Origin of the sequence: Bacillus stercoris, assembly GCF_029772985.1 — a bacterium.
Classification (GTDB): Bacteria; Bacillota; Bacilli; order Bacillales; family Bacillaceae; genus Bacillus; species Bacillus stercoris.
This window is the reverse complement of record NZ_CP121861.1, coordinates 1,403,441-1,424,408: the sequence shown is the minus strand read 5'-3', so window position 1 is coordinate 1,424,408 and position 20,968 is coordinate 1,403,441. Positions and strand designations below refer to the sequence as shown.

The following is a 20,968-nucleotide window of genomic DNA, read 5'->3' as shown; positions in this document are numbered from 1 at the left end:
GCCCTTATCCTTCCGATTGCTTCACCGTTGTTTCTGCATCTGAAAAAGCGTGCAGCGGAAGCATTTCCACTCTTTCTTGAAACACGTTTTGAATGGTCCTTGCCATCATGTGCTCGGGCTGGTCGGTATAAAGCACGACTTCATCAGGCGCAATGGAAATCAGAGGCGCGAGCAAATGAGAATCAATATACATAGGATGATCCCGGACAAACCGCCTGTCTATGTATTTCATTTTTTCCCGTTCCGGCACATAGCGCAGCTCCCATAATGTAAAGGAACCATCATGGACAATATGCACTTTTTTGATACGCGGCTGTTTGGCGTTTACATAGTCTCTGAGTGTTTGAATAAAGTTTTGATATTCCTGTTCCATCTTATATTCATCAATCGCTGCTTCTGTAATATCTCTCAGCTGCTTATAGTATGATCCAAGCCGGAAGGTCTGAAAGGAGCGAATGTAAAATACGCCTTCCTCTAAACAGATCGTTTGGAGTTCATCCAAAATAGATTGTTTCCGTGAAAGCTTCAGCGGCTCAAACTGAAGATCGTCTGCTTCACCTTCAATAATACTGTGTGCGAGCTGAAGAATTTGCTGCTGTTCATCCTGGTCAGTGAAACAATATGTTTCCTCAATCAATGACAGCATATGCTCGTCTTCTTTGCATTCCAAAAAAAATTTGACCAGAATCGGCTCCATAAAACGTTGAATAGAGAAAGCCCGCTTCGCTTTTTTAATCCCGATTTTTCGTATGCCTTCACGGACAATGATATTGTTCCGATCGTCCGAATGCTGAATGAGATGTAAAAAAGCGGCTGCATCATGGTCATCTTCAAAGATTATTTCAAGCATGTTTGTCCCCCCTTACGGCATCTGTTACAAGTATATGGGGGATGTTTTTAAAATAGACGTAAAGGTCACTGGCAAATCTTAATTTGATTCCTGGAACAAGTTTTGCATTTTCTTTCTGAAGATGAATGGCAGCGAAATAAACACGATATACAGAGCGAGAACAAGAAAGAAAGCTGGCAGATTACCAGACAAAAAGCTCGCTCCCAGAACATTCAGCGCAATGGTCCCAGGGATGATTCCCACAGCCGTCGCCGCAAAATACGGCATCGCTTTGACATTGGAAAGGCCTGCAGCATAGCTGACGAAATCAAAATTGATCGGCAGGATTCTTAAAAGGAAGATATAGAAAAATCCGTTATCCTCCATTTGCTTCTGGATGGCTTCAAGCTTTTCATAATAGCCGTTCTTTTTCGCCGCAAACAAACCGGCCGCAAAAAACGAAACAGCTGAAGCGCACATTGAACCGACTAACGTATAAAACGTGCCGAGAAGCGGACCAAACGCAAGTCCGCCCGCTATTGAAATAACAGACACCGGAAATAAAACGAGCGGCCTGACGATGGATATCCCGATAAACATCAGCGGAGCAAAAACACCGAACGACAATACCCATACCCTGATCTCTTTCGGCGATACATTCAAATATCTTTTATTTCCCCAAAAGATTAAACCTGCACCTGCCAGCACTGCCAGCCATTTAAAAGCGGTTTTTCGTTTCATACCCTCAGTTCCTTCCCCTTTGAACCGCAGCAGTTACGGATGGCGGCGGTTTTCTCCGTCAAGGCGGATCGGAGCAGCCAAATATAATATCCGCTCCATTAATCTTGCCGCTTTTACTTCTTCCTTTTCTCCTCTTTGCGAATACGTAAAATGATGCTTCAGCTCGTCAGGTGAGAAATTAGAAGAAAAGAAAGTGGGCAGCTGCTGGGACATTCTGTGTTGAAGCACCGTTCCGATGACTTCATCCCTTACCCAGCTTGTCATTGATTCAGCTCCGATGTCATCTAGCATCAATACGGGTGTGGTCTTTACCATATTGAGCTTCTCTTCTAATGTTTGGTCTTGCAGCGAATTTTTAAGCTCTCTCACAAATTCGGGCACATAGACAATCATGGATGAATACTCTTTTTCAGCCAGCTCATTGGCAATCGCAGCGAGCATAAACGTTTTTCCCACCCCGAATTTCCCGTATAAATATAGTCCTTTGCCTTTTCCCGTCTCGTTATAGCTTTTCAGAAAATCTGTAACATGCTGGAACATCGCGAGCCTGCTCGGGTCACTGATATCGACCTGCTGGAACGTCGCACCGAGAAGATCCTGCTGGATATACATGCTTTTCATAAGAGACTTTTGTTTTTTCTGCTGATCGAGCTTCCGTTTAACTGGGCATTCATAATATTCGATATCAATAGACCGCCCATTGACAACAAGCTTCGGATGGTAGCCCTCCAACAAATTGTTGCAATTTTCGTCTTCCGAACAATAGGAGCAATTCTTGCTTTGTTCGATATATTCATAAAGCTTATTTAAGCTCTTTTCGATCATTTTTTGGTCAATCACTTCTTCGTTTTCCTTCAAAAACGTTTGAACATCTTGATCTTTCATGACCTTTTCCTTCATTTGTTCAAGACGTTTTTGAAAATCCGGCCTGCCGGTTACGCCCTGCAGGGAACGGCCGATTGGTTCCATCTATTCCTCACCCCGCATCTCTGTCTTTAATAGGCAGAGTATTTTTTCAGTTTTTGCATTTCTTCCATCATCTTTTTCTTCTGTTCTTCCAAATCTTGCGGATGCAGCTTCTGCTGTCCGGATTCTGAATCGGACGCTGTTTCTTTTTCTTTCATCCAGTCAGGAAGCTTTTCTTCGCGAATCACTTTTTGGTTTCGTTTCGAAGACTTTGTTTTTCCCTCAGCCCATTCAAGGTATTGGCGGTTCTCTTCTATCGCGAGTTTCATCGCTTCCCTGACCGTTTTCACCTTTTTTCGTGCCCAATGCGACGCGATTTTTTGAATATAGTTTTTCGACAGCTTCATGTCGGTTTTCAGCATGACATAATAAATTAACACATTTGTGACGCCTGGCTCGAGTTTCTGTTCGAACATAATTTCTTCTATGATTTTCAGATCCGCTTTTGACGGCTCTGTTCCGTCAGCAATGTCCTGCAGAAGCTTCTTCGGAGAAATCGTCTCCAGCAATGCGATCAGCTTCCCGTCCAGAGAATCCTCTTCTGCCGGTTTTTCGCCTTCACGCAGATGCACCGGCTGTGTTTTTTCCACTAAATCGGGCAGCTGTCCGTTTCTTTCGATTTGATACCAGTCGCTGGCCGCTTTTCTTAATGCCTCCGTCGTAATGACATCATGCTCATCAATTGCGCTCATCACGACATTTTGCATCTGCAATGGGTCAATTCCGTACAGATAAGAAAGCTTTTTGATTGTGTCCCGCACCTGCTGGGTCATCGCTTTTCTCGGAATCATCGTCTCAGAAAGTCCCGCTAAAAACAAATCAAAATCAAACACATCCTCCGTTATGGTGTAGGACGGAGCCTGTCCGACAGAAGTATACTCGTTCCCCTCGGCAAGTCTTACCGTTTCCTCCATATCAGATGTGAGCTTCCATTCACTCGGCTGCAGCGATTCAAACGCGTGATTAAACGGCCGCGTAATGTCCTTCGCATCTTCTGAAATGGCCGGGTGCGTAAAAAATTGTTTTAATTGCTGATATTTCGTTTTTCCGACCCTATTGTACAGAAAAACATTCAGCATTCCGTCTTCAAAAAATTCATTTGGCCTGAGCGGCGGAAGAAGTTCATATATAAAGAGGCGCTCCTGCCGCTCGGATTCTTTCATATATACTTTCAGTAATCCGATGCCCTCGAGCTTCCCCTGTTCCTGATGGATCGTTTTTAAGTTGGACTGTGTCATCCCCATCAGCTGTCTATGTGTGGACTCTCCGCCCCACAGACGGTTTTGTTCAAGCTCTCCCCACAATGTCATATAAAGAGAGAATGCAACAGGGCCGATTAAGGGCTGGTACAGTTGTGTAATAATTTGTCTGTCAATATCCTGCAGCATCGATCTGCTTTTAACCACATACGGGTCTACAGGCAGTACATCTTTCCAATAGTCAGCCATACATTCTCAAACCTTCCGAATTTGTTTCTACCTTTCATTTTACACCGTTTCTTATATCTATCAAATGCCAATTTTGCACATGAGAAAAGAGCTAGAAGAATCCTCTTAGCTCTTTTAACGCTCTTTCTTTATTAAGTCTTTTAATTCGTCGATAAAGACGTTTATATCTTTAAACTGTCGATAGACGGACGCGAACCGCACATATGCGACTTCATCAATCTTAGCCAGCCGGTCCATGACCATTTCTCCGACGAACTCGCTCTTCACCTCAGAGCAGCCTTGATTGCGAAGTTCTTTTTCAATATCAAAGCACATGTCTTCAAGCGTTTTGAGTGAAACAGGCCTTTTTTCGCATGCTTTTATGAGGCCGCGCAGCATTTTTTCTCTGCTGAACTCCTCACGCACACCTTCTTTTTTCACAACGATGAGCGGGGTTTCCTCCACTTTCTCAAAGGTCGTAAACCGGTAGTGGCAGGATTCACACTCGCGTCTTCGGCGAATCGATTTCCCGTCATCCACAGGCCGTGAATCAAGGACTCGCGTTCCGTTATGCTGGCATGAAGGACATTTCAATAAAATCAGCTCCCAACTATATCGTTCCCTGCAATGTATTTTCGGCAGCCTCCGCCTTTTGTGACAGCATCTGTCGGGAGAGCCGTTGTTAAATTTGTTTCTATGGCATTAGGTGGTTTGTGAAAATCTCCTTCTTATTTTACAAAAAAAATGAAAAAAGAAAAAGCTGACACTCTCGTTTCTTTATAAAAAATAAAAGGAGCATAAGCTAAAAAGCGCATAATGGCCTTCTAGCTTCAGCTCCCTTTGTGTTCGCATTTACTTTATAGTACTTTTGCTTGCGCCTGTTTAATTTGCACAGGCCCCATTCCTCTCGGTATTTCAATGTTTTCTCTTGTATCAGCATGTAATGCTTCTGCGATGTAATCAGCAGCAACATTAGGATCTAAGTCTCCACAAGTATAAACATCAATGCTCGCATATCCGTGCTCAGGAAAACTGTGAATCGTTAAGTGTGATTCAGAAATAATCACAACTCCGCTTACGCCTTGCGGTGCAAATTTGTGAAATGCAACCTCGCGCACCTCAGCACCTGATTTTAGAGCAGCATTTACAAACGTTTTTTCAATAAAATCCATGTCATTCAGCTTATCAAAATCGCATCCCCATAGCTCGGAGATAACGTGACGCCCCATTGTTTCCATAGTCATGGACCCCCCTTAACAAGAATTAAAAAGTGAAATTCCAACAACTGGGTCGGCCATTTACCACGGGGGAAAGTTAGTCCGGAGAGGTCCTAACCCTTTAAGTAATTCCGAAACAGTCTCAAGCAAGAAGTTCACGAAAAATAGTATACTGTGTTTAAGTCTAATTTGCAAGGTGCGTTTTTTTAGAAATATGCTGTTAAGGGTTTTTTCTTTAAAATGTGTCCATGACCTTATTTTATACAGCAGACGGATGTTTCATTCGTGCCGCTACATGGCGGATCAAATCAACAACTCTGCAGGAGTAGCCCCATTCGTTGTCATACCACGCCAGCACCTTAACTTTTCTGTCTTCCATTACCATTGTTGTAAGCCCGTCAATGACCGCTGAATGCGAATTTGTATTATAATCAGTCGATACAAGCGGTTCATCTGAATAATCAAGTACACCGTACATCGACGTTTTGGCAGCGCGTTTAAATGCCTCGTTTACGTCTTCAGCCGTAACATCTGATTTCAGATCAACTACGAGATCAACCAATGAGACGTTCGGAACAGGGACACGCAAGGCGAGGCCGTGAAGCTTTCCTTTCAGATGCGGCAGCACAAGCGAAAGCGCCTTTGCCGCTCCTGTTGTTGTCGGAATGATGGATTCACCGCAAGCCCGCGCCCGGCGCAAATCTTTGTGCGGGTTATCAATATTTTTTTGGTCATTCGTATACGCATGGACTGTAGTCATCAGCCCGCTCTCAATGCCAAACTCTTCATCCAGCACTTTTACAACAGGCGCAAGGCAGTTTGTCGTGCATGACGCATTTGAAATAATCACATGGCGCTCAGCGTCGAATTGGTCTTCATTTACCCCCATCACAATGGTAACGTCTTCATTTTTTCCCGGAGCAGTCAAAATGACTTTTTTTGCGCCCGCTTCTATATGGCCCATCGCTTTATCTTTTGAATTAAACTTCCCTGTTGCTTCGACGACTATGTCAATATCATATTCCCGCCAAGGCAGCTGTTTTGGGTCACGGCTGTTTAACAAAAGCACTTTCTTTCCATTTACGATCAGGCTGTCTTCACCAGCCACAACCTCTTTATCGTATCTGCCGTGAATTGTGTCATACTTTATTAAATGAGCCAGCGTTTCTGCGGAATAGCTGGCGTTAATGGCCACTATTTGAATTTGATCGTCTAACATCGCTTTTCTGAAAACCATTCTTCCGATTCTTCCAAACCCGTTGATCGCTACTTTTACCTTCATGTTGGACACCCCTTATCAATTATGCCATCCTAATATGTTACTATCTAAAATTAGTATAACACATTAAAACAAATTCGCCAGTACATATTGATAAAAATCAACGATTATAACGCTAATTTATGATACATCATATGTTTTCTTGCACAAAATATCAGTCGTAAAGCCAAAAAGCAGCCAGCGCTCTGCACTGACTGCCCTCATGCTTTATAATTCCTGTTTCAACTTATCATTGAGCACACTTTCTTCTAACACAGAAAAAGTATCTCCGTACACTCTGTTAATATGATTCGCTCCCCAAGCACACAGCATATCTAAAATCCCTTCTAAGCTGCGCCCGTATTCGCTGAGCTCGTATTCCACTTTTGGAGGAACCTGATTATAAACGATCCGGTTAATGACACCGTCCGCTTCCAGCTCACGCAGTTGCTGGGTCAGCATCTTTTGCGTGATGTTGGGCATCAGGCGCTTTAATTCACTCGTGCGTTTTTTTCCGTGCGTCAGATGGCATAAAATCACGCATTTCCACTTCCCGCCAATCACTTCGAGAGTCGCTTCAACAGAAATGTTATATTTTTTCTTCTCCATACAATCCATTCTCCTTACAGGCACCAAAAAGTGACTATAGCACTTAAAAGTACGTACTTTTCTTTCCTTACGATATGTTTCATAATCACATTTGCCGGCTGATTTGAATCTGCTCTTTTTTATTTATATAGCTTACTCAGCAGAATTTCAATCATACAACACACATACAAAGGAGGAACATCATGACTTCAGCCAATAAAAGCAGTATTCCTGCACTCCTGGCTTTGGCCGTAAGTGCATTCGCGATAGGGACAACCGAATTTATCAGTGTCGGCCTTTTGCCGCTCATTGCTGATGACCTGCATATTCCAGTCACAACAGCGGGATTGACTGTTTCCCTTTATGCACTCGGCGTTACATTTGGAGCACCTATATTAACTTCATTGACCTCAAGCATGTCTCGTAAGACACTATTGCTTTGGATCATGTTTATTTTTATTGCCGGTAATACGATGGCAGCAACCGCTTCAAGCATCGGGATTTTATTAGCAGCCCGTGTGATATCGGCATTTTCACACGGTGTATTTATGTCAATCGGTTCGACAATCGCAGCGGATATTGTCCCGGAGAATAAAAGGGCCAGCGCGATTTCGATTATGTTTACCGGTCTTACTGTGGCAACTGTAACCGGAGTTCCTTTCGGCACGTTTATCGGCCAGCAGTTCGGCTGGCGTTTTGCCTTTATGGTCATTATCGCCGTCGGAATCATTGCTTTTATTACCAATGGCATTCTTGTACCGTCCAAATTACGAAAAGGGACAAAAACAACGATGCGGGATCAATTGAAGCTTGTGACAAACGGCCGGTTATTGCTTTTATTTGTCATTACAGCTCTTGGGTACGGAGGAACATTCGTTGTATTCACATATCTGTCTCCCCTGCTTCAGGAAGTAACAGGCTTCAAAGCCGGAACTGTTGCAGTGATTCTGCTCGGATATGGAATCGCTATCGCTATCGGAAATATGATTGGCGGAAAGCTGTCTAACCGAAATCCGATTGCCGCTTTATTCTATATGTTTATCGTACAGGCAATCGTTCTATTTGTACTGACATTTACGGCCTCATATCAAGCAGCAGGACTCATCACCATTCTCTGTATGGGATTGCTGGCCTTTATGAACGTGCCCGGCCTTCAGGTGTATGTCGTCATGCTGGCTGAGCGTTTTGTCCCGAGTGCAGTTGACGTCGCATCCGCGATGAATATCGCTGCCTTTAATGCAGGGATCGCGCTTGGCTCATACCTTGGTGGTGTGATCACCGATTCAATCGGATTGATTCATACCGCTTGGATAGGCGGATTAATGGTGGCCGGAGCAGTTATTTTAACAGGCTGGAGCCGCTTGATGGAAAAACGCGATCGGCAGGAAGCCTGACAATTTTAAAGGAGGAAATAAACATGACAACACATTTACAAGCAACAGCAACACTTCATAATGGGGTAAAAATGCCTTGGTTCGGCCTCGGCGTCTTCCAAGTGGAGGAAGGATCTGAACTGGTAAACGCAGTTAAAACTGCCATTGCCCACGGGTACCGCAGTATTGATACTGCAGCTATCTATGGAAATGAAGCTGGAGTCGGAGAAGGGATTCGGCAGGGCATTGAAGAAGCAGGCATTTCAAGAGAGGATCTATTTATTACATCGAAAGTATGGAATGCTGATTTAGGCTACGAGGAAACACTCGCAGCATTTGAAACAAGCCTGTCAAAACTCGGTCTGGATTATTTAGATCTATACCTCATCCACTGGCCTGTAGAAGGAAAGTATAAAGATGCTTGGAGAGCGCTTGAAACGTTGTATAAAGAAGGACGTATCAAAGCAATCGGCGTAAGCAACTTCCAAATTCACCATCTTGAAGATCTGATGACGGCAGCTGAAATTAAGCCTATGATTAACCAAGTGGAATTTCACCCGCGCCTCACACAAAAAGAATTGATAAGTTACTGCCAAAATCAAGGCATCCAGATGGAGGCTTGGTCACCTTTGATGCAGGGGCAGCTGCTGGATCACCCTGTATTGGCTGACATCGCTCAAACATATAACAAATCTGTCGCACAAATTATTTTGCGCTGGGATCTGCAGCATGGCATCATCACGATTCCAAAATCAACGAAGGAACACCGCATTAAAGAAAATGCAAGTGTCTTTGACTTTGAATTAACACAGGATGACATGAACCGAATCGATGCCCTGAATGAAAACTTGCGCGTCGGTCCTGATCCGGACAACTTTGATTTTTAATGGCAAAAAACACCGTTCATATTGAACGGTGTTTTTGTATTATGCCCAGCTGTTGATGATGTCATCAAGCTGCCTTTTGGTCTCTTCGAGCGTTCCGCTGTTATCGATGACTTGATCTGCTCTTGCTGTTTTTTCCTCTAAGGGCATTTGAGAGCGGATACGGCTGACTGCTTCTTCTTCCGTCAGCTGATTGCGCTTCATCAGACGTTCCAGTTGGAGCTCTTTTGTCACACTGATCACAATAATTTTATCAACCAATGATTCCAATTTGCTTTCGAACAAAAGCGGGATATCCAATACAACAAATGCCTCCTGATTTGCAATGGCCTCATCACGACGCTTGAGCATTTTCTGCCTGACTGCGGGATGAACAATTGCATTTAAGGCGAGACGCTTTTGTTCATTTGTAAATACCAGCGCCCCAAGCTTTTTTCGATCTATATCGCCATTTGAGAGCAGGATGTCTTCACCGAATTCGTCAATGATTTGCCGGTAGGCCGGCATCCCTTTTTCTACCGCTTGTTTTGCAATGATATCTGCATCTATAACTGTTATTCCTTTTTCAATCAGCATATTGGCTACCGTGCTTTTGCCGCTAGCTATTCCTCCCGTTAAACCAATGACTAAGGTCAAGAGATCCACTCCTTTTTACAATTTCCAGAGCCCAATCGTGATCAGCAGAAGCCCTGGCAAAAACGCCATTTTATCGATCCATTTCCACTTAGACAAAAAATGGCCAGCATTGATTCCGATTGATACAAACAGTGAGCTCATGATTGCCACGGCGATGCTCATCACAATCGGTGAAAAACCGAGAATGGCTGCGCCTATACCTGCCCCAAAGGCATCAATCGATAAGGCAAATCCCAATAGGACCGCCTCAATTCCATTGATCACACCCGATTTGTCGATATCCGCACTCATCGGTTTTCTCAAAATATGAATCACAATCCCTAATGACCGAACCTCTAAATTAAGCAGCGTTTTTTCATGCAAGAGGTATTCTTTATCTTTTGCCGGTTTGAAGAATTGGTACAGAACCCACGCACCGATTCCAACCAATATCAAACCGCCAAGCTTCTCCGTCACATATACAGGAAAAAACTTTGTGAGAAAGCTTCCGATCAGCATGGATATAAACATGACAGCACCGGAACAGCAGGCGATAACCAAAATCGCTTTAAACGGTATTTTCATTTTTCTCAATCCGTACGTAAACCCGACTGAAAAACTGTCCAAGCTGACAGCCAACGCCAGCAGCAGTATAGAAACCATTTGCATATCCGTTTCTTCCTTTCTGTTGGTGCTCTTGTATCAGATGTGAAATGCCCGGGATTCATCACAATCATATATATGGGAAAGTGAAAAATCCGTGTTTCGAAAATGGCATCCTCCATTACAGAGTTACTGATATATGCACCGACAGCTTGGACGATGAAGCATTATGCTACTTTTTTTTCTGGCACTTTGCGCAAAAATGCGTGCCTCTTCCTCCAACGACAATTTTCGAAATCATCGTTCCGCAATTTTTGCATGGCTCGTCTTTTTTTCCGTACACAAAATGCTGCAGCTGGAACATTCCGATTTCCCCTTGGGAGTTGATATAAGAACGGACTGTACTTCCGCCCGCATCAATCGCCTCCTGCAGAGTGTTTTTGATTTCAGCGTGAAGGGTTTTGATTGTTTTATCTGATAATTGATTTGCTTTTGTCTCGGGATGGACACCCGCTCTGAAAAGAGCCTCGTCCACATAAATGTTCCCTAGTCCGACGACCGTTTTTTGATCCAGCAGGGCAGTTTTGACAGCGCGGTTTGTTTTGGCAAGCCGTTCTTTTAAATATGCACTCGTAAATTCTTCTGCATCCGGCTCCGGACCTAACTGAGAAAGCGGGAGCTCGCCCGCCTCTTCTCCCGGTTTAAATAAGTGCATGGTTCCAAACTTCCGAACATCTCTGTAACGGAGCTGGGTTCCATCCGTCATCGTAAATATGACATGCACATGTTTATCGTCTGGCTCCTTCGCTTGATGAAGCCCGTATTTCCCTTCCATTCGCAGGTGGGAAACCATGACATAATGATCTAAATGAAACAGCAAAAACTTTCCCCGTCTTCCGATAGACTGTATCGTTTCTCCTGCTAGATTTCGCGCAAATTCCTCCGGTTCGGCAGGCCGTTTGATGATATTCGGCCATCTGATCTCTACCGATTTGATTGTTTTTCCCTTTACAAGCCCGGTCAGAGTGCGCCGGACCGTCTCAACCTCTGGTAATTCCGGCACATCCATCACTTCCTATCTCTGTTTATTTCGCATCGTACCAAGATGGGCCTGATGCAAAGTCCACCTTTAACGGCACATCTAATGCAAGCGCATGCTCCATTACTTCAGGAACAAGCTTTTCAAGAATTTCAATTTCTTCCTGCGGCGCTTCAAAAATCAATTCATCGTGTACTTGAAGCAGCAGCCTTGCTTTCAGCTGTTTTTCTTTCAGCTTGGCAGCCATGTCAATCATAGCTTTTTTGATGATATCAGCGGCGCTTCCTTGAATCGGTGTATTCATGGCCGTCCGCTCCGCAAAACTGCGACTATTAAAGTTTCGGCTCGTCAGCTCAGGAATGTAGCGGCGTCGATGCATAAGTGTTGTTACGTACCCTTTTTGCTTCGCGTCCTGAACTGAATCTTCCATGTACGCTTTTACGCCTTGGAAGCTTTCCAGATAGCGGTCGATAAATGCACCGGCTTCCTTTCTGGTGATGCCGAGGTTCTGTGACAGACCGTAATCGCTGATGCCGTAAACAATGCCAAAGTTGACCGCTTTCGCCTGGCGTCTCATCGCAGATGTTACTTCATCCTCAGCAACATGGAACACATCCATTGCCGTTTTCGTATGAATATCCATATCGTTTGTAAAAGCTTCGATAAGATTTTCATCCTTTGAAATATGGGCAAGCACCCGCAGCTCGATTTGTGAATAATCGGCTGCAAAAATGAGCCAGTCTTTTTCAGACGGCACAAAAGCTTGGCGAATTTTCCGTCCTTCCTCAAGCCTGATCGGAATGTTTTGCAGATTCGGATCAGTCGAGCTGAGACGGCCAGTTTGCGTTAAGGCCTGATTAAAGCGCGTGTGCACTTTATGCGAATCAGGTCTCGTCACCTTTAAAAGCCCTTCAATATATGTTGATTGGAGCTTGCCAATTTGTCTGTACTGCAAAATATAGTCGACAATATCATGCTTGTCAGCCAGCTTTTCAAGCACATCGGCAGACGTAGAATAACCTGTTTTCGTTTTCTTTACGACAGGAAGGCCAATTTTTTCAAACAAGATGACGCCGAGCTGTTTCGGCGAATTGATGTTAAACGGCTCTCCCGCGATCTCATGGATTTTTTCTTCATATTCCTTCAGCTTCGCACCCAGTTCTTCACCCATCCGTTTTAAACGGTCAACATCGACCTTGACGCCAGTTGATTCCATTTCTCCAAGAATAAGCGCAAGAGGCATTTCAAGCTCTTCAAACAGCTCAAGCTGATCATTGTTTTCCAGCTCCTGAACAAGCTTTTCCCGAAGGCTTTGAATCGCTAACGCTTTTCGGCCAAGGTGCTCAGACAGTACGTCTTCTGACGGCACTGCCCGTTTTGCCCCTTTGCCGTAAACTGATTCATCGCTCGAAACGATATGCAGGCCATAATCCTTGGCCACACTCGCCACGTCGTCATATGAATTGCCCGGGTTGATGATATAGGCCGCAAGGAGCGTATCAAACTCGGCACCCTTTAGCTCAATGCCCTGCCAGCGCAAGGCAACAACAGCCCGCTTGCTGTCGAAGACCCATTTCTTCTGCTCGTTATTTTCCACCCATTCTTTAAACACCTCAGACTCAACGGCAATGTCTTTCGGAATGAAATAAGCTCCCGTTTCATTTACGATCGAAAATCCGAGAATCGGCTCTTCATGATAATTATCGCCAATCTGTTCAACGACAAATGCAGATGGAGAAACCAATATGCCGCTGGTTACGTCTGTAACGATTTCGACATTAATGTCTTCTAACGACTGATCCTGCTCCGCTTCTGCACTGTCTCCCCCAAGCCGTTCAAGAAGCGTGTTGAAGCCAAGATCTTTAAAGATGGCAATGACCTGTTCACGGTTAAAGCCTTGATATTCCAGGCCGGAAACAGATACCTCAATCGGAGCATCCGTCATAATCGTCGCAAGCTCCTTGCTCATCAATGCTTGATCCTTAAATTCCTCAAGCTTTTCCTTCAATTTCTTTCCGCTCACCTCGTCAATGGACTCCAGCAGCTTTTCAACGGAATCAAATTGTTTTAAAAGCTTAATCGCAGTCTTTTCTCCGACGCCGGGCACACCCGGGATATTATCTGAGGAATCGCCCATCAGACCCTTCATGTCAATGATTTGTTCAGGCGTAAGCCCGTATTTCTCTTTGACATGCTCCGGTGTGTAAAATTCAACATCGGTAATTCCCTTTCTCGTAATGGCAACTGTCGTGTTGTCCGTTGCCAGCTGAGTTAAATCCTTATCTCCTGAGAAAACCTTTACTTCAAACCCGTCTTTTTCAGCCGATTTGGCCAGTGTACCGATAATATCATCCGCTTCATATTGGTCCAGTTCATAGCGGCTGATCTGATAGGCATCAAGCAGCTCGCGGATAAAAGGCATTTGTTCGGAAAGCTCAGGCGGGGTTTTCTGTCTGCCGCCTTTATATTCTTTAAATGTGCCGTGACGAAATGTTGTTTTCCCGGCATCGAACGCAACCAGCATATGCGTCGGTTTTTCATCCTCAAGCATTTTCATCAAAATCATCGCAAAGCCGTATACAGCATTTGTATGAACACCTTTGTCATTGCTTAACAGCGGCAATGCAAAAAACGCCCGGTAAGCCAGACTGTTTCCGTCTACAAGCACTAATTTTTTTCGTTCCGTCATTCAATTTCCTCCTAAGAAGCCTCACGCTTCCATTCATCTCTTACATAGTCATTAGCTCCTCTTATTTTAACAAAGTTCAATTTGAAAGGAAAATACGTGAACTATAAGAGAACACACAAAAAAGGACGGGAACACAAATAGGTTCCCGCCGTCAAAATTGGCTCCTTGGATGAAGGGGTTCTACTACATCCTACCAGCATAGGTTTAACAGTGCATGAAGATATTGTTAAACCTTTGTAAACATTAGGCGGACTTTTCAGCGGCCCGTTTCAGCGTCACGGTAAAGACAGTTCCCCGTCCAGGCTCGCTTGTGACATCAATTTTCCCTTCATGAGCCTCTATTAAATGCTTCACAATCGCAAGGCCCAGCCCGGTTCCCCCCGAATTCCTGCTTCTGTCTTTATCTACGCGGTAAAAGCGTTCAAAGATGCGCGGAATTTCTTCTTTCTGAATTCCGATTCCGGAATCGGCGACCTCAATCTGAATGTCTTTTTCTCTGGGCTTTACATTGATAGCCACTGAGCCTCCCTCAGGCGTGTAGGTTAACGCATTGTTTACGAGATTAAGAAATACCTGTTTCAGCCTGTACGGATCACCTGACACATATTGAGGGTCTTTCGGAATATTCAGTTGCAGGGAGATGCCTTTCTCATCCGCCTTATGCTTCAGAAGCGTTTCAATCTCACCAAGCATTTTGGCCGGCTCAAACGTATCGATACTAAGCGTGAAATTTTGCTGCTCGATTTTTGAGAGATCGAGCAAATCCTGAACCAAAGACTGAAGTCTTTCGCTTTCCTTAAGAATAATAGAGAGAAATTCAGAAAGCGCCTCTTTGTCCTCCATCGCCCCATCCAATAACGTCTCCGTAAACCCTTTTATGGACGTAATCGGCGTTTTCAGCTCATGAGAAACATTGGCCACAAAATCCTTCCTCATCTGCTCTAATTTCTTCGTTTCTGTCATGTCATGGAAAACGAGCACAATTCCTTTCCATTCATCGTCCGGCCCCATAATCGGAACGCCGTCCACTTCAAAATAACGCCGTTCTATTTTGATCGGAAGTCTTAACAGCTTGCATTTCTTTGTCTCCGTCATAAAAATATCTTCGACTAGCTGGATCACTTCTTCATGTTCAAATGCATCGTGATAAAGACGGCGCAGCATCTGATTCGGATTGATATGAAACTGCTTGGCGTAAGACCTGTTTACAAGATTAATAAAGCCTCTTCCGTCGATCATAATCAGTCCGGAGCCAATGTTTTCAATGACTGTCAGCAGCCGATCCCGCTGCATTTCCTGTGTTCGGGTCATTTCCATCAGATCAATGGCAAGGCTGTTCATCGCACGTCCAAGCTTATCAGAGCGTCTGATATAGCCGCCGTACGTCCGTGCATCATAGTTCCCCTTGGAAAGCTCTGTGGCTACATTTGTCGCTGCTTCTATTGACTTTTTATAACGTGAGGTCATGCTGGAATAAAAATAAACAATGACGATAAATGCGGTACAAAGACTGGCCGTCAGCATCCCCCACAATTCGCCTTTCAAGCCGTCGCTTTTTTCAGAGGCGGAAAGCAGCACATATCCTGTTTTTTCACCTTCGCTTCTAAGTGAAAGTCCGTAATAAAGCTTGTTATCTGCTGTTGAAAGAATCCCCTCATGGCCAGAAACAACCGCCTGCACCTTTTGGGAATCTGCCGCTCTCCCGTTTGACCCATACAGCACCTTGCCGTCTGTATCAATAACGGCTGCACTCACATCAAGCGCCTCGCCTGCATCTTTAATGATTTTCTCGTTTGCTCGATCATTTAGATTGCCGGCATCAAGTAGCGAAGCCATGTATTTTGCTTCTTTTTCAATGTGTTCCTCTGCTTTCCTTTGACCAGATGTTTCAAAGAGCTGCTGTAAAAACAGCCCGAGGACACAAAACACCAGAATCAAACAGACAACGAATACAGAAAAAAGGCGCACACGGTTTTTATTCATTCATTTTTGGCTCCTCCAGTTTATACCCCAATCCCCTAATCGTTTTAATATAGATCGGTTTTTTGGTATTATATTCAATTTTGTCGCGAAGATGGCTGATATGCACATCAACTATTCTCGTATCTCCGGCAAAATCATAATTCCAGACTGCGCTCAGCAGCAGATCTCTTGTCAGAACTCTGCCTTTATGTCTGCCTAAATAAAGCAGCAGTTCGAATTCTTTCGGTGTCAGTTCAAGCTGATTTTCTTTAAAGTACGCTTCATAATGATCAGGCAGGATTTTCAGATCGCCAATTACGATCTGGCCTTCCATGTCATCGTTCTTCATTTCACTAGAGGGCGCAGCCATTTCCGAACGCCTTAAAATCGCTTTGACTCTCGCATTTACTTCCCTTGGACTGAACGGCTTGGTCATATAATCGTCAGCACCAAGCTCAAGCCCTAATACTTTATCGAATTCCTCATCCTTCGCTGTCAGCATTAAAATGGGAAACATCAGTTTTTGCTGTCTCAGCTGCTTGCATACTTCGATTCCGTCCAATTTTGGAAGCATTACATCAAGCACAATCAAATCAGGTTTCTCTGTTTCCGCTTTTTTGAGTGCTTCTTCCCCATCCGAGGCGGTAATAACATCATAGCCTGACCGTTCCAAATTGTACTGTAAAAGAGTAACAATAGATTCTTCATCATCCACAACTAAAATTTTCTTGTTCATGCTGTGCCTCCAGTATTATAATTCCCCGACATCCTATTTCTCTATTTTATGTCATCTTAACATGTTTCATGATTTTATTTTAGCGAAAGCAGGACATTCCGACAATTCGCCTTTTACATCATTTTTAAAAGAAATACAAACAATAATGGTAGCGCTTTCATATATAGTAAAAAGAGAAAGGCTGTATCAAGCAAGCCTTTCTCTCTTTTTATTAGGATAATACTTTCATGACATTTTTGACAGATTCAACTGATTTATTCAGCTGCGCTCTTTCATAGTCTGTCAGTTCAAGTTCAATGATTTGTTCAAGTCCGTTGCCGCCTACAATTGTTGGCACGCCAAGGTAGATGCCTTCATAGCCGTATTCCCCTTCAAGATAAGCAATTGTAGGAAGGACGCGGCGCTGATCTTTCAAGATCGCTTCGACCATTTCTGTCAGAGAAGCCGCAGGCGCATAATACGCGCTTCCGTTTCCAAGAAGATTCACGATTTCGCCTCCGCCTTTTCTAGTGCGCTCCACAATTGCGTCAATCCGTTCTTTCGGAATGAGAGTTTCTAGCGGGATACCGCCGGCATAAGAATAACGCACAAGCGGCACCATATCGTCACCGTGTCCGCCGAGTACGAAACCAGTCACATCTTTCACTGACAGGTTTAATTCCTCTGCCACAAATGTTCTGAATCTCGCCGTATCAAGCACACCGGACTGGCCGATTACACGCTCTTTAGGGAAGCCGGATTCTTTGTACACCGCGTATGTCATTGCATCAACAGGATTTGTCAGCACCACAATAATAGAGTCAGGAGAATATTTCACGATTTCCCGTGTAACGCTTCTCATAATCTTTTCGTTTGTAGAGACCAGATCATCCCTGCTCATACCAGGTTTTCTTGCGATACCGGCTGTAATGACAACAATGTCAGAGCCAGCTGTATCCTCGTAATTGGATGTTCCCGTAATTTTTGCATCAAAGCCTTGAACCGGGCTTGCTTCAAGCATATCAAGCGCTTTTCCCTTTGTCGGGTTCTCCAATTGCGGAATGTCAACAAGAACAACGTCTGCCAGCTCTTTTTGAGCGATTAAAAATGCAGTTGTAGCTCCGGTAAAACCTGCTCCGATAACAGAAACTTTTTTACGAGTATTTCCCATGTCTCTCTTCTCCTTTATGGCTAGTTTTAGGCTTTTTCCTTGCTTAGTCCATGTTTTTGATCAGTTCTTCTCCGAACTCTGAACATTTCACTTCAGTCGCGCCATCCATTAATCTGGCAAAATCGTAAGTTACGACTTTAGAAGCGATTGTTTTTTCCATAGATTTGATAACCAAATCAGCCGCTTCGTTCCATCCTAAATGCTCAAGAAGCAGAACGCCTGAAAGAATAACTGAAGATGGATTTACTTTATCAAGGCCTGCATATTTAGGAGCCGTTCCGTGCGTCGCCTCGAAAATCGCATGTCCTGTTTCATAGTTGATGTTCGCTCCAGGAGCAATGCCGATTCCGCCGACTTGCGCAGCAAGGGCATCAGAAATGTAATCTCCGTTCAAGTTCATTGTCGCAACGACATCAAACTCGTTTGGACGCGTTAAGATCTGTTGAAGGAAAATGTCAGCAATGCTGTCTTTGATAATGATTTTTCCTGCTGCTTCCGCTTCGCTTTGCGCTTTGTTGGCAGCGTCTTTTCCTTGTTCTTCAGCAATGCGGTCATATTGAGCCCATGTGAAGACTTTATCTCCGTACTCTTTTTCAGCAAGTTCATAGCCCCAGTTTTTGAAGGCGCCTTCAGTGAACTTCATGATGTTTCCTTTATGAACAAGCGTTACGGATTTGCGGCCATGCTCGATTGCATAATCAATGGCAGCTCTGACTAAACGGCTTGTTCCTTCCTCGGAAACAGGCTTAATGCCAATACCTGATGTCTCAGGGAAACGGATCTTGTTGACGTTTAACTCATTTTGAAGGAAGCTGATAAGCTTTTGTACTTCTTCTGAGCCTTTTGCATACTCGATGCCTGCGTAAATATCTTCTGTATTTTCACGGAAGATAACCATATCAGTATCTTCAGGTCGTTTTACCGGTGACGGCACTCCAGTAAAGTATCTTACAGGTCTTAAGCAGACGAATAGGTCAAGCTCTTGTCTGAGTGCTACGTTCAAAGAACGGATACCGCCGCCGACAGGTGTCGTTAACGGGCCTTTAATCGCGATAAAATATTCGCGGATCACATCTAATGTTTCAGCAGGGAGCCACTCACCTGTTTTATTATAAGCCTTTTCTCCGGCATAAACTTCTTTCCACGTAATTTTCTTTTCGCCTTTGTATGCTTTTTCTACTGCTGCTTCCAAAACCTTCGAAGCCGCGTTCCAAATATCAGGACCGGTTCCGTCTCCTTCGATAAACGGGATAATCGGGTTGTTTGGTACGTTTAATACTCCGTTAGAGACTGTAATTTTTTCACCTTGTGCCACAATAAAAACCTCCCAGTATGTAATTCATATTTAGAAAACATTTTATTTTTCTTATATAGAAAACAAAATGATTTTTCTCAACATTCAATTTAAAGTGTAACTCAAATTTGATGTTCTGAACAAGAGGCTAACCTCATTGACGCAAGCCAGCCTCCAATGGTTCTTTAGGCTCTTTCTTCAATTGGAACGAATTTTTGTTTGTCAGGGCCTGTGTAATCTGCCCGCGGGCGGATTAGACGGTTGTTGTCATACTGCTCAAGAATATGGGCGAGCCACCCGGACATTCTGCTTATAGCAAAAATCGGTGTAAACAAATCATGGTCAATGCCGAGACTGTGATATACAGAAGCCGAATAGAAATCAACGTTAGGTGGAAGCTTTTTCTCTGATGTAACGATGTCTTCTATACGAATCGACATCTCATACCATTTGCTTTCACCCGTCAGGTTGGTCAGGCGCTTGCTCATTTCTTTCAGATGCTTCGCGCGCGGATCACCATGCTTATACACTCGGTGGCCGAATCCCATGATTTTTTCTTTCTTTTCAAGTTTAGCGCGGATGTACGGCTCAGCGTTTTCCACTTCACCGATTTCTGTCAGCATTTTCATAACGCCTTCATTCGCCCCGCCGTGCAGAGGCCCTTTAAGCGCACCGATTGCTGCAGTAATGCCTGAATAGATATCAGAAAGTGTCGCGACGCAGACCCTCGCTGTGAACGTTGACGCGTTCAGCTCGTGGTCAGCATGTAAAATCAATGCTTTGTTGAAGGCTTCAACCTCAATTGGTGAAGGCTCTTCACCGTTTAATGTGTAAAGAAAATTCTCCGCAATACCGTAATCTTCTCTCGGTTCTACAGGCTCAAGACCCTTGCGAATTCTGGAAAACGCTGCAACCAGGCCAGGCACCTTTGCCTGAAGGCGGATCGCCTTTCTGTAGTTGGCTTCCGGGTTCATGGTATCAGCCTCGCTGTCAAGCAGGCCTAATAATGAAATTGCTGTCCTAAGAGCAGCCATGGGATGAACATTTTCGAGGGAATAAGATTTGAAGTGCTCAATAATTTCTTGCGGAACGGCAGCTTCCTTTGCAAGCTGCTGCTTTAACTCTTCAAGCTCTTTTTTGTTTGGCAGCCTTAGATGCCAAAGCAAGTAGATGATTTCTTCAAAACTTGCATTCTCTGTCAAATCATCGATATCATACCCCACATATGTAAGGGTATCGTCAATAATAGAACTAACAGATGATGTTGTTGCTACAACCCCTTCAAGACCGCGTGTCGCTGTCATATATAACATCTCCTTTTCAATAAATTTCCCCTTTAAGAGTGTTGTAAAAACATGAGGCTTACTTAAAAAGCACGATGCAAGTATTTCTCTCCCCCAAAAAGAAAATGCTTACATTTTACTGGCTGCTAGTACTAAAACCCTTTGCTTATGAAAGAACATAACAAATTCTTATAAGCTTATTTAAGTTTAAGCCTATTCTCATTATAAACAATAATCAGACATTTGTTAAATGTTTACCTATAATTTTTTTTTTCATTCTGTGATTTCCCCGAAAAAACGCCTTTATTTGCGGG

19 protein-coding genes are annotated in these 20,968 nt (G+C 44.0%); 2 read left to right on the top strand and 17 right to left on the bottom strand.

Annotated elements, in window-relative coordinates:
• Nucleotides 1-4: 4 nt before the first annotated feature.
• The 8 genes from ytxC to QA442_RS07335 all read right to left on the bottom strand — a co-directional run bounded on the left by ytxC (nt 5) and on the right by QA442_RS07335 (nt 7,047).
• Nucleotides 5-850: a putative sporulation protein YtxC gene (ytxC, locus tag QA442_RS07370; RefSeq protein WP_069150044.1), complete on the bottom strand. Its 846-nt coding sequence runs from the start codon at nt 848-850 to the stop codon at nt 5-7.
• A gap of 78 nt (nt 851-928) precedes the next feature.
• Nucleotides 929-1,570 (bottom strand): TVP38/TMEM64 family protein, encoded by a 642-nt coding sequence (locus tag QA442_RS07365; protein WP_095432409.1) that lies wholly within the window; start codon nt 1,568-1,570, stop codon nt 929-931.
• A 33-nt stretch (nt 1,571-1,603) separates the two neighbouring features.
• The gene (dnaI, locus tag QA442_RS07360) at nt 1,604-2,539 is read right to left on the bottom strand and encodes a primosomal protein DnaI (protein ID WP_095432410.1); all 936 of its coding nucleotides are present in this window, start codon (nt 2,537-2,539) and stop codon (nt 1,604-1,606) included.
• Between the two features lie 26 nt (nt 2,540-2,565).
• A complete protein-coding gene (gene dnaB / locus QA442_RS07355; protein ID WP_069839707.1) occupies nt 2,566-3,984 on the bottom strand; it encodes a replicative helicase loading/DNA remodeling protein DnaB in 1,419 nt (472 codons plus the stop codon).
• Nucleotides 3,985-4,098: 114 nt separating this feature from the next.
• Entirely contained in the window at nt 4,099-4,557 is a 459-nt protein-coding gene (gene nrdR / locus QA442_RS07350) for a transcriptional regulator NrdR (RefSeq protein WP_040082169.1), read from the bottom strand.
• 263 nt (nt 4,558-4,820) lie between these two features.
• Nucleotides 4,821-5,201: an adenosylmethionine decarboxylase gene (gene speD, locus QA442_RS07345; RefSeq protein ID WP_003223584.1), complete on the bottom strand. Its 381-nt coding sequence runs from the start codon at nt 5,199-5,201 to the stop codon at nt 4,821-4,823.
• A 238-nt stretch (nt 5,202-5,439) separates the two neighbouring features.
• Nucleotides 5,440-6,462, bottom strand: coding sequence for a glyceraldehyde-3-phosphate dehydrogenase (locus QA442_RS07340; protein WP_095432411.1), 1,023 nt, complete (start codon nt 6,460-6,462; stop codon nt 5,440-5,442).
• Nucleotides 6,463-6,666: 204 nt separating this feature from the next.
• Nucleotides 6,667-7,047, bottom strand: a complete 381-nt coding sequence (locus QA442_RS07335) for a winged helix-turn-helix transcriptional regulator (RefSeq protein ID WP_040082166.1) — start codon at nt 7,045-7,047, stop codon at nt 6,667-6,669.
• Between the two features lie 182 nt (nt 7,048-7,229).
• Between QA442_RS07335 and QA442_RS07330 the strand changes: the two genes are divergently transcribed.
• Both QA442_RS07330 and ytbE read left to right on the top strand, forming a co-directional pair.
• Complete coding sequence (locus tag QA442_RS07330) at nt 7,230-8,420, top strand: MFS transporter (protein WP_014664935.1); 1,191 nt, start codon at nt 7,230-7,232, stop codon at nt 8,418-8,420.
• A gap of 23 nt (nt 8,421-8,443) precedes the next feature.
• Nucleotides 8,444-9,286 carry an aldo/keto reductase YtbE gene (gene ytbE, locus QA442_RS07325; protein WP_095432412.1) on the top strand — a complete coding sequence of 281 codons (843 nt, stop codon included), beginning with the start codon at nt 8,444-8,446 and terminating at the stop codon, nt 9,284-9,286.
• 39 nt (nt 9,287-9,325) lie between these two features.
• Here ytbE and coaE read toward each other — a convergent pair whose 3' ends face one another.
• From coaE to citZ, 9 genes are all read right to left on the bottom strand, one after another.
• Nucleotides 9,326-9,919, bottom strand: coding sequence for a dephospho-CoA kinase (gene coaE, locus QA442_RS07320; RefSeq protein ID WP_095432413.1), 594 nt, complete (start codon nt 9,917-9,919; stop codon nt 9,326-9,328).
• Nucleotides 9,920-9,934: 15 nt separating this feature from the next.
• The gene (gene ytaF, locus QA442_RS07315) at nt 9,935-10,567 is read right to left on the bottom strand and encodes a sporulation membrane protein YtaF (RefSeq protein ID WP_003229449.1); all 633 of its coding nucleotides are present in this window, start codon (nt 10,565-10,567) and stop codon (nt 9,935-9,937) included.
• A gap of 166 nt (nt 10,568-10,733) precedes the next feature.
• The gene (mutM, locus tag QA442_RS07310; RefSeq protein WP_095432414.1) at nt 10,734-11,564 is read right to left on the bottom strand and encodes a DNA-formamidopyrimidine glycosylase; all 831 of its coding nucleotides are present in this window, start codon (nt 11,562-11,564) and stop codon (nt 10,734-10,736) included.
• A gap of 22 nt (nt 11,565-11,586) precedes the next feature.
• Nucleotides 11,587-14,229: a DNA polymerase I gene (gene polA / locus QA442_RS07305; protein ID WP_095432415.1), complete on the bottom strand. Its 2,643-nt coding sequence runs from the start codon at nt 14,227-14,229 to the stop codon at nt 11,587-11,589.
• 243 nt (nt 14,230-14,472) lie between these two features.
• Nucleotides 14,473-16,212 (bottom strand): sensory box histidine kinase PhoR, encoded by a 1,740-nt coding sequence (gene phoR / locus QA442_RS07300; RefSeq protein WP_095432416.1) that lies wholly within the window; start codon nt 16,210-16,212, stop codon nt 14,473-14,475.
• Nucleotides 16,205-16,927, bottom strand: a complete 723-nt coding sequence (gene phoP, locus QA442_RS07295) for a two-component system response regulator PhoP (protein WP_014664941.1) — start codon at nt 16,925-16,927, stop codon at nt 16,205-16,207. The genes phoR and phoP overlap by 8 nt, the downstream gene beginning before the upstream one ends.
• Nucleotides 16,928-17,138: 211 nt before the next feature.
• Nucleotides 17,139-18,077 carry a malate dehydrogenase gene (mdh, locus tag QA442_RS07290; protein WP_003237775.1) on the bottom strand — a complete coding sequence of 313 codons (939 nt, stop codon included), beginning with the start codon at nt 18,075-18,077 and terminating at the stop codon, nt 17,139-17,141.
• A 43-nt stretch (nt 18,078-18,120) separates the two neighbouring features.
• A complete protein-coding gene (gene icd, locus QA442_RS07285; protein ID WP_003229433.1) occupies nt 18,121-19,392 on the bottom strand; it encodes an NADP-dependent isocitrate dehydrogenase in 1,272 nt (423 codons plus the stop codon).
• Between the two features lie 164 nt (nt 19,393-19,556).
• The gene (gene citZ / locus QA442_RS07280) at nt 19,557-20,675 is read right to left on the bottom strand and encodes a citrate synthase (protein WP_014664943.1); all 1,119 of its coding nucleotides are present in this window, start codon (nt 20,673-20,675) and stop codon (nt 19,557-19,559) included.
• Nucleotides 20,676-20,968 lie beyond the last annotated feature (293 nt).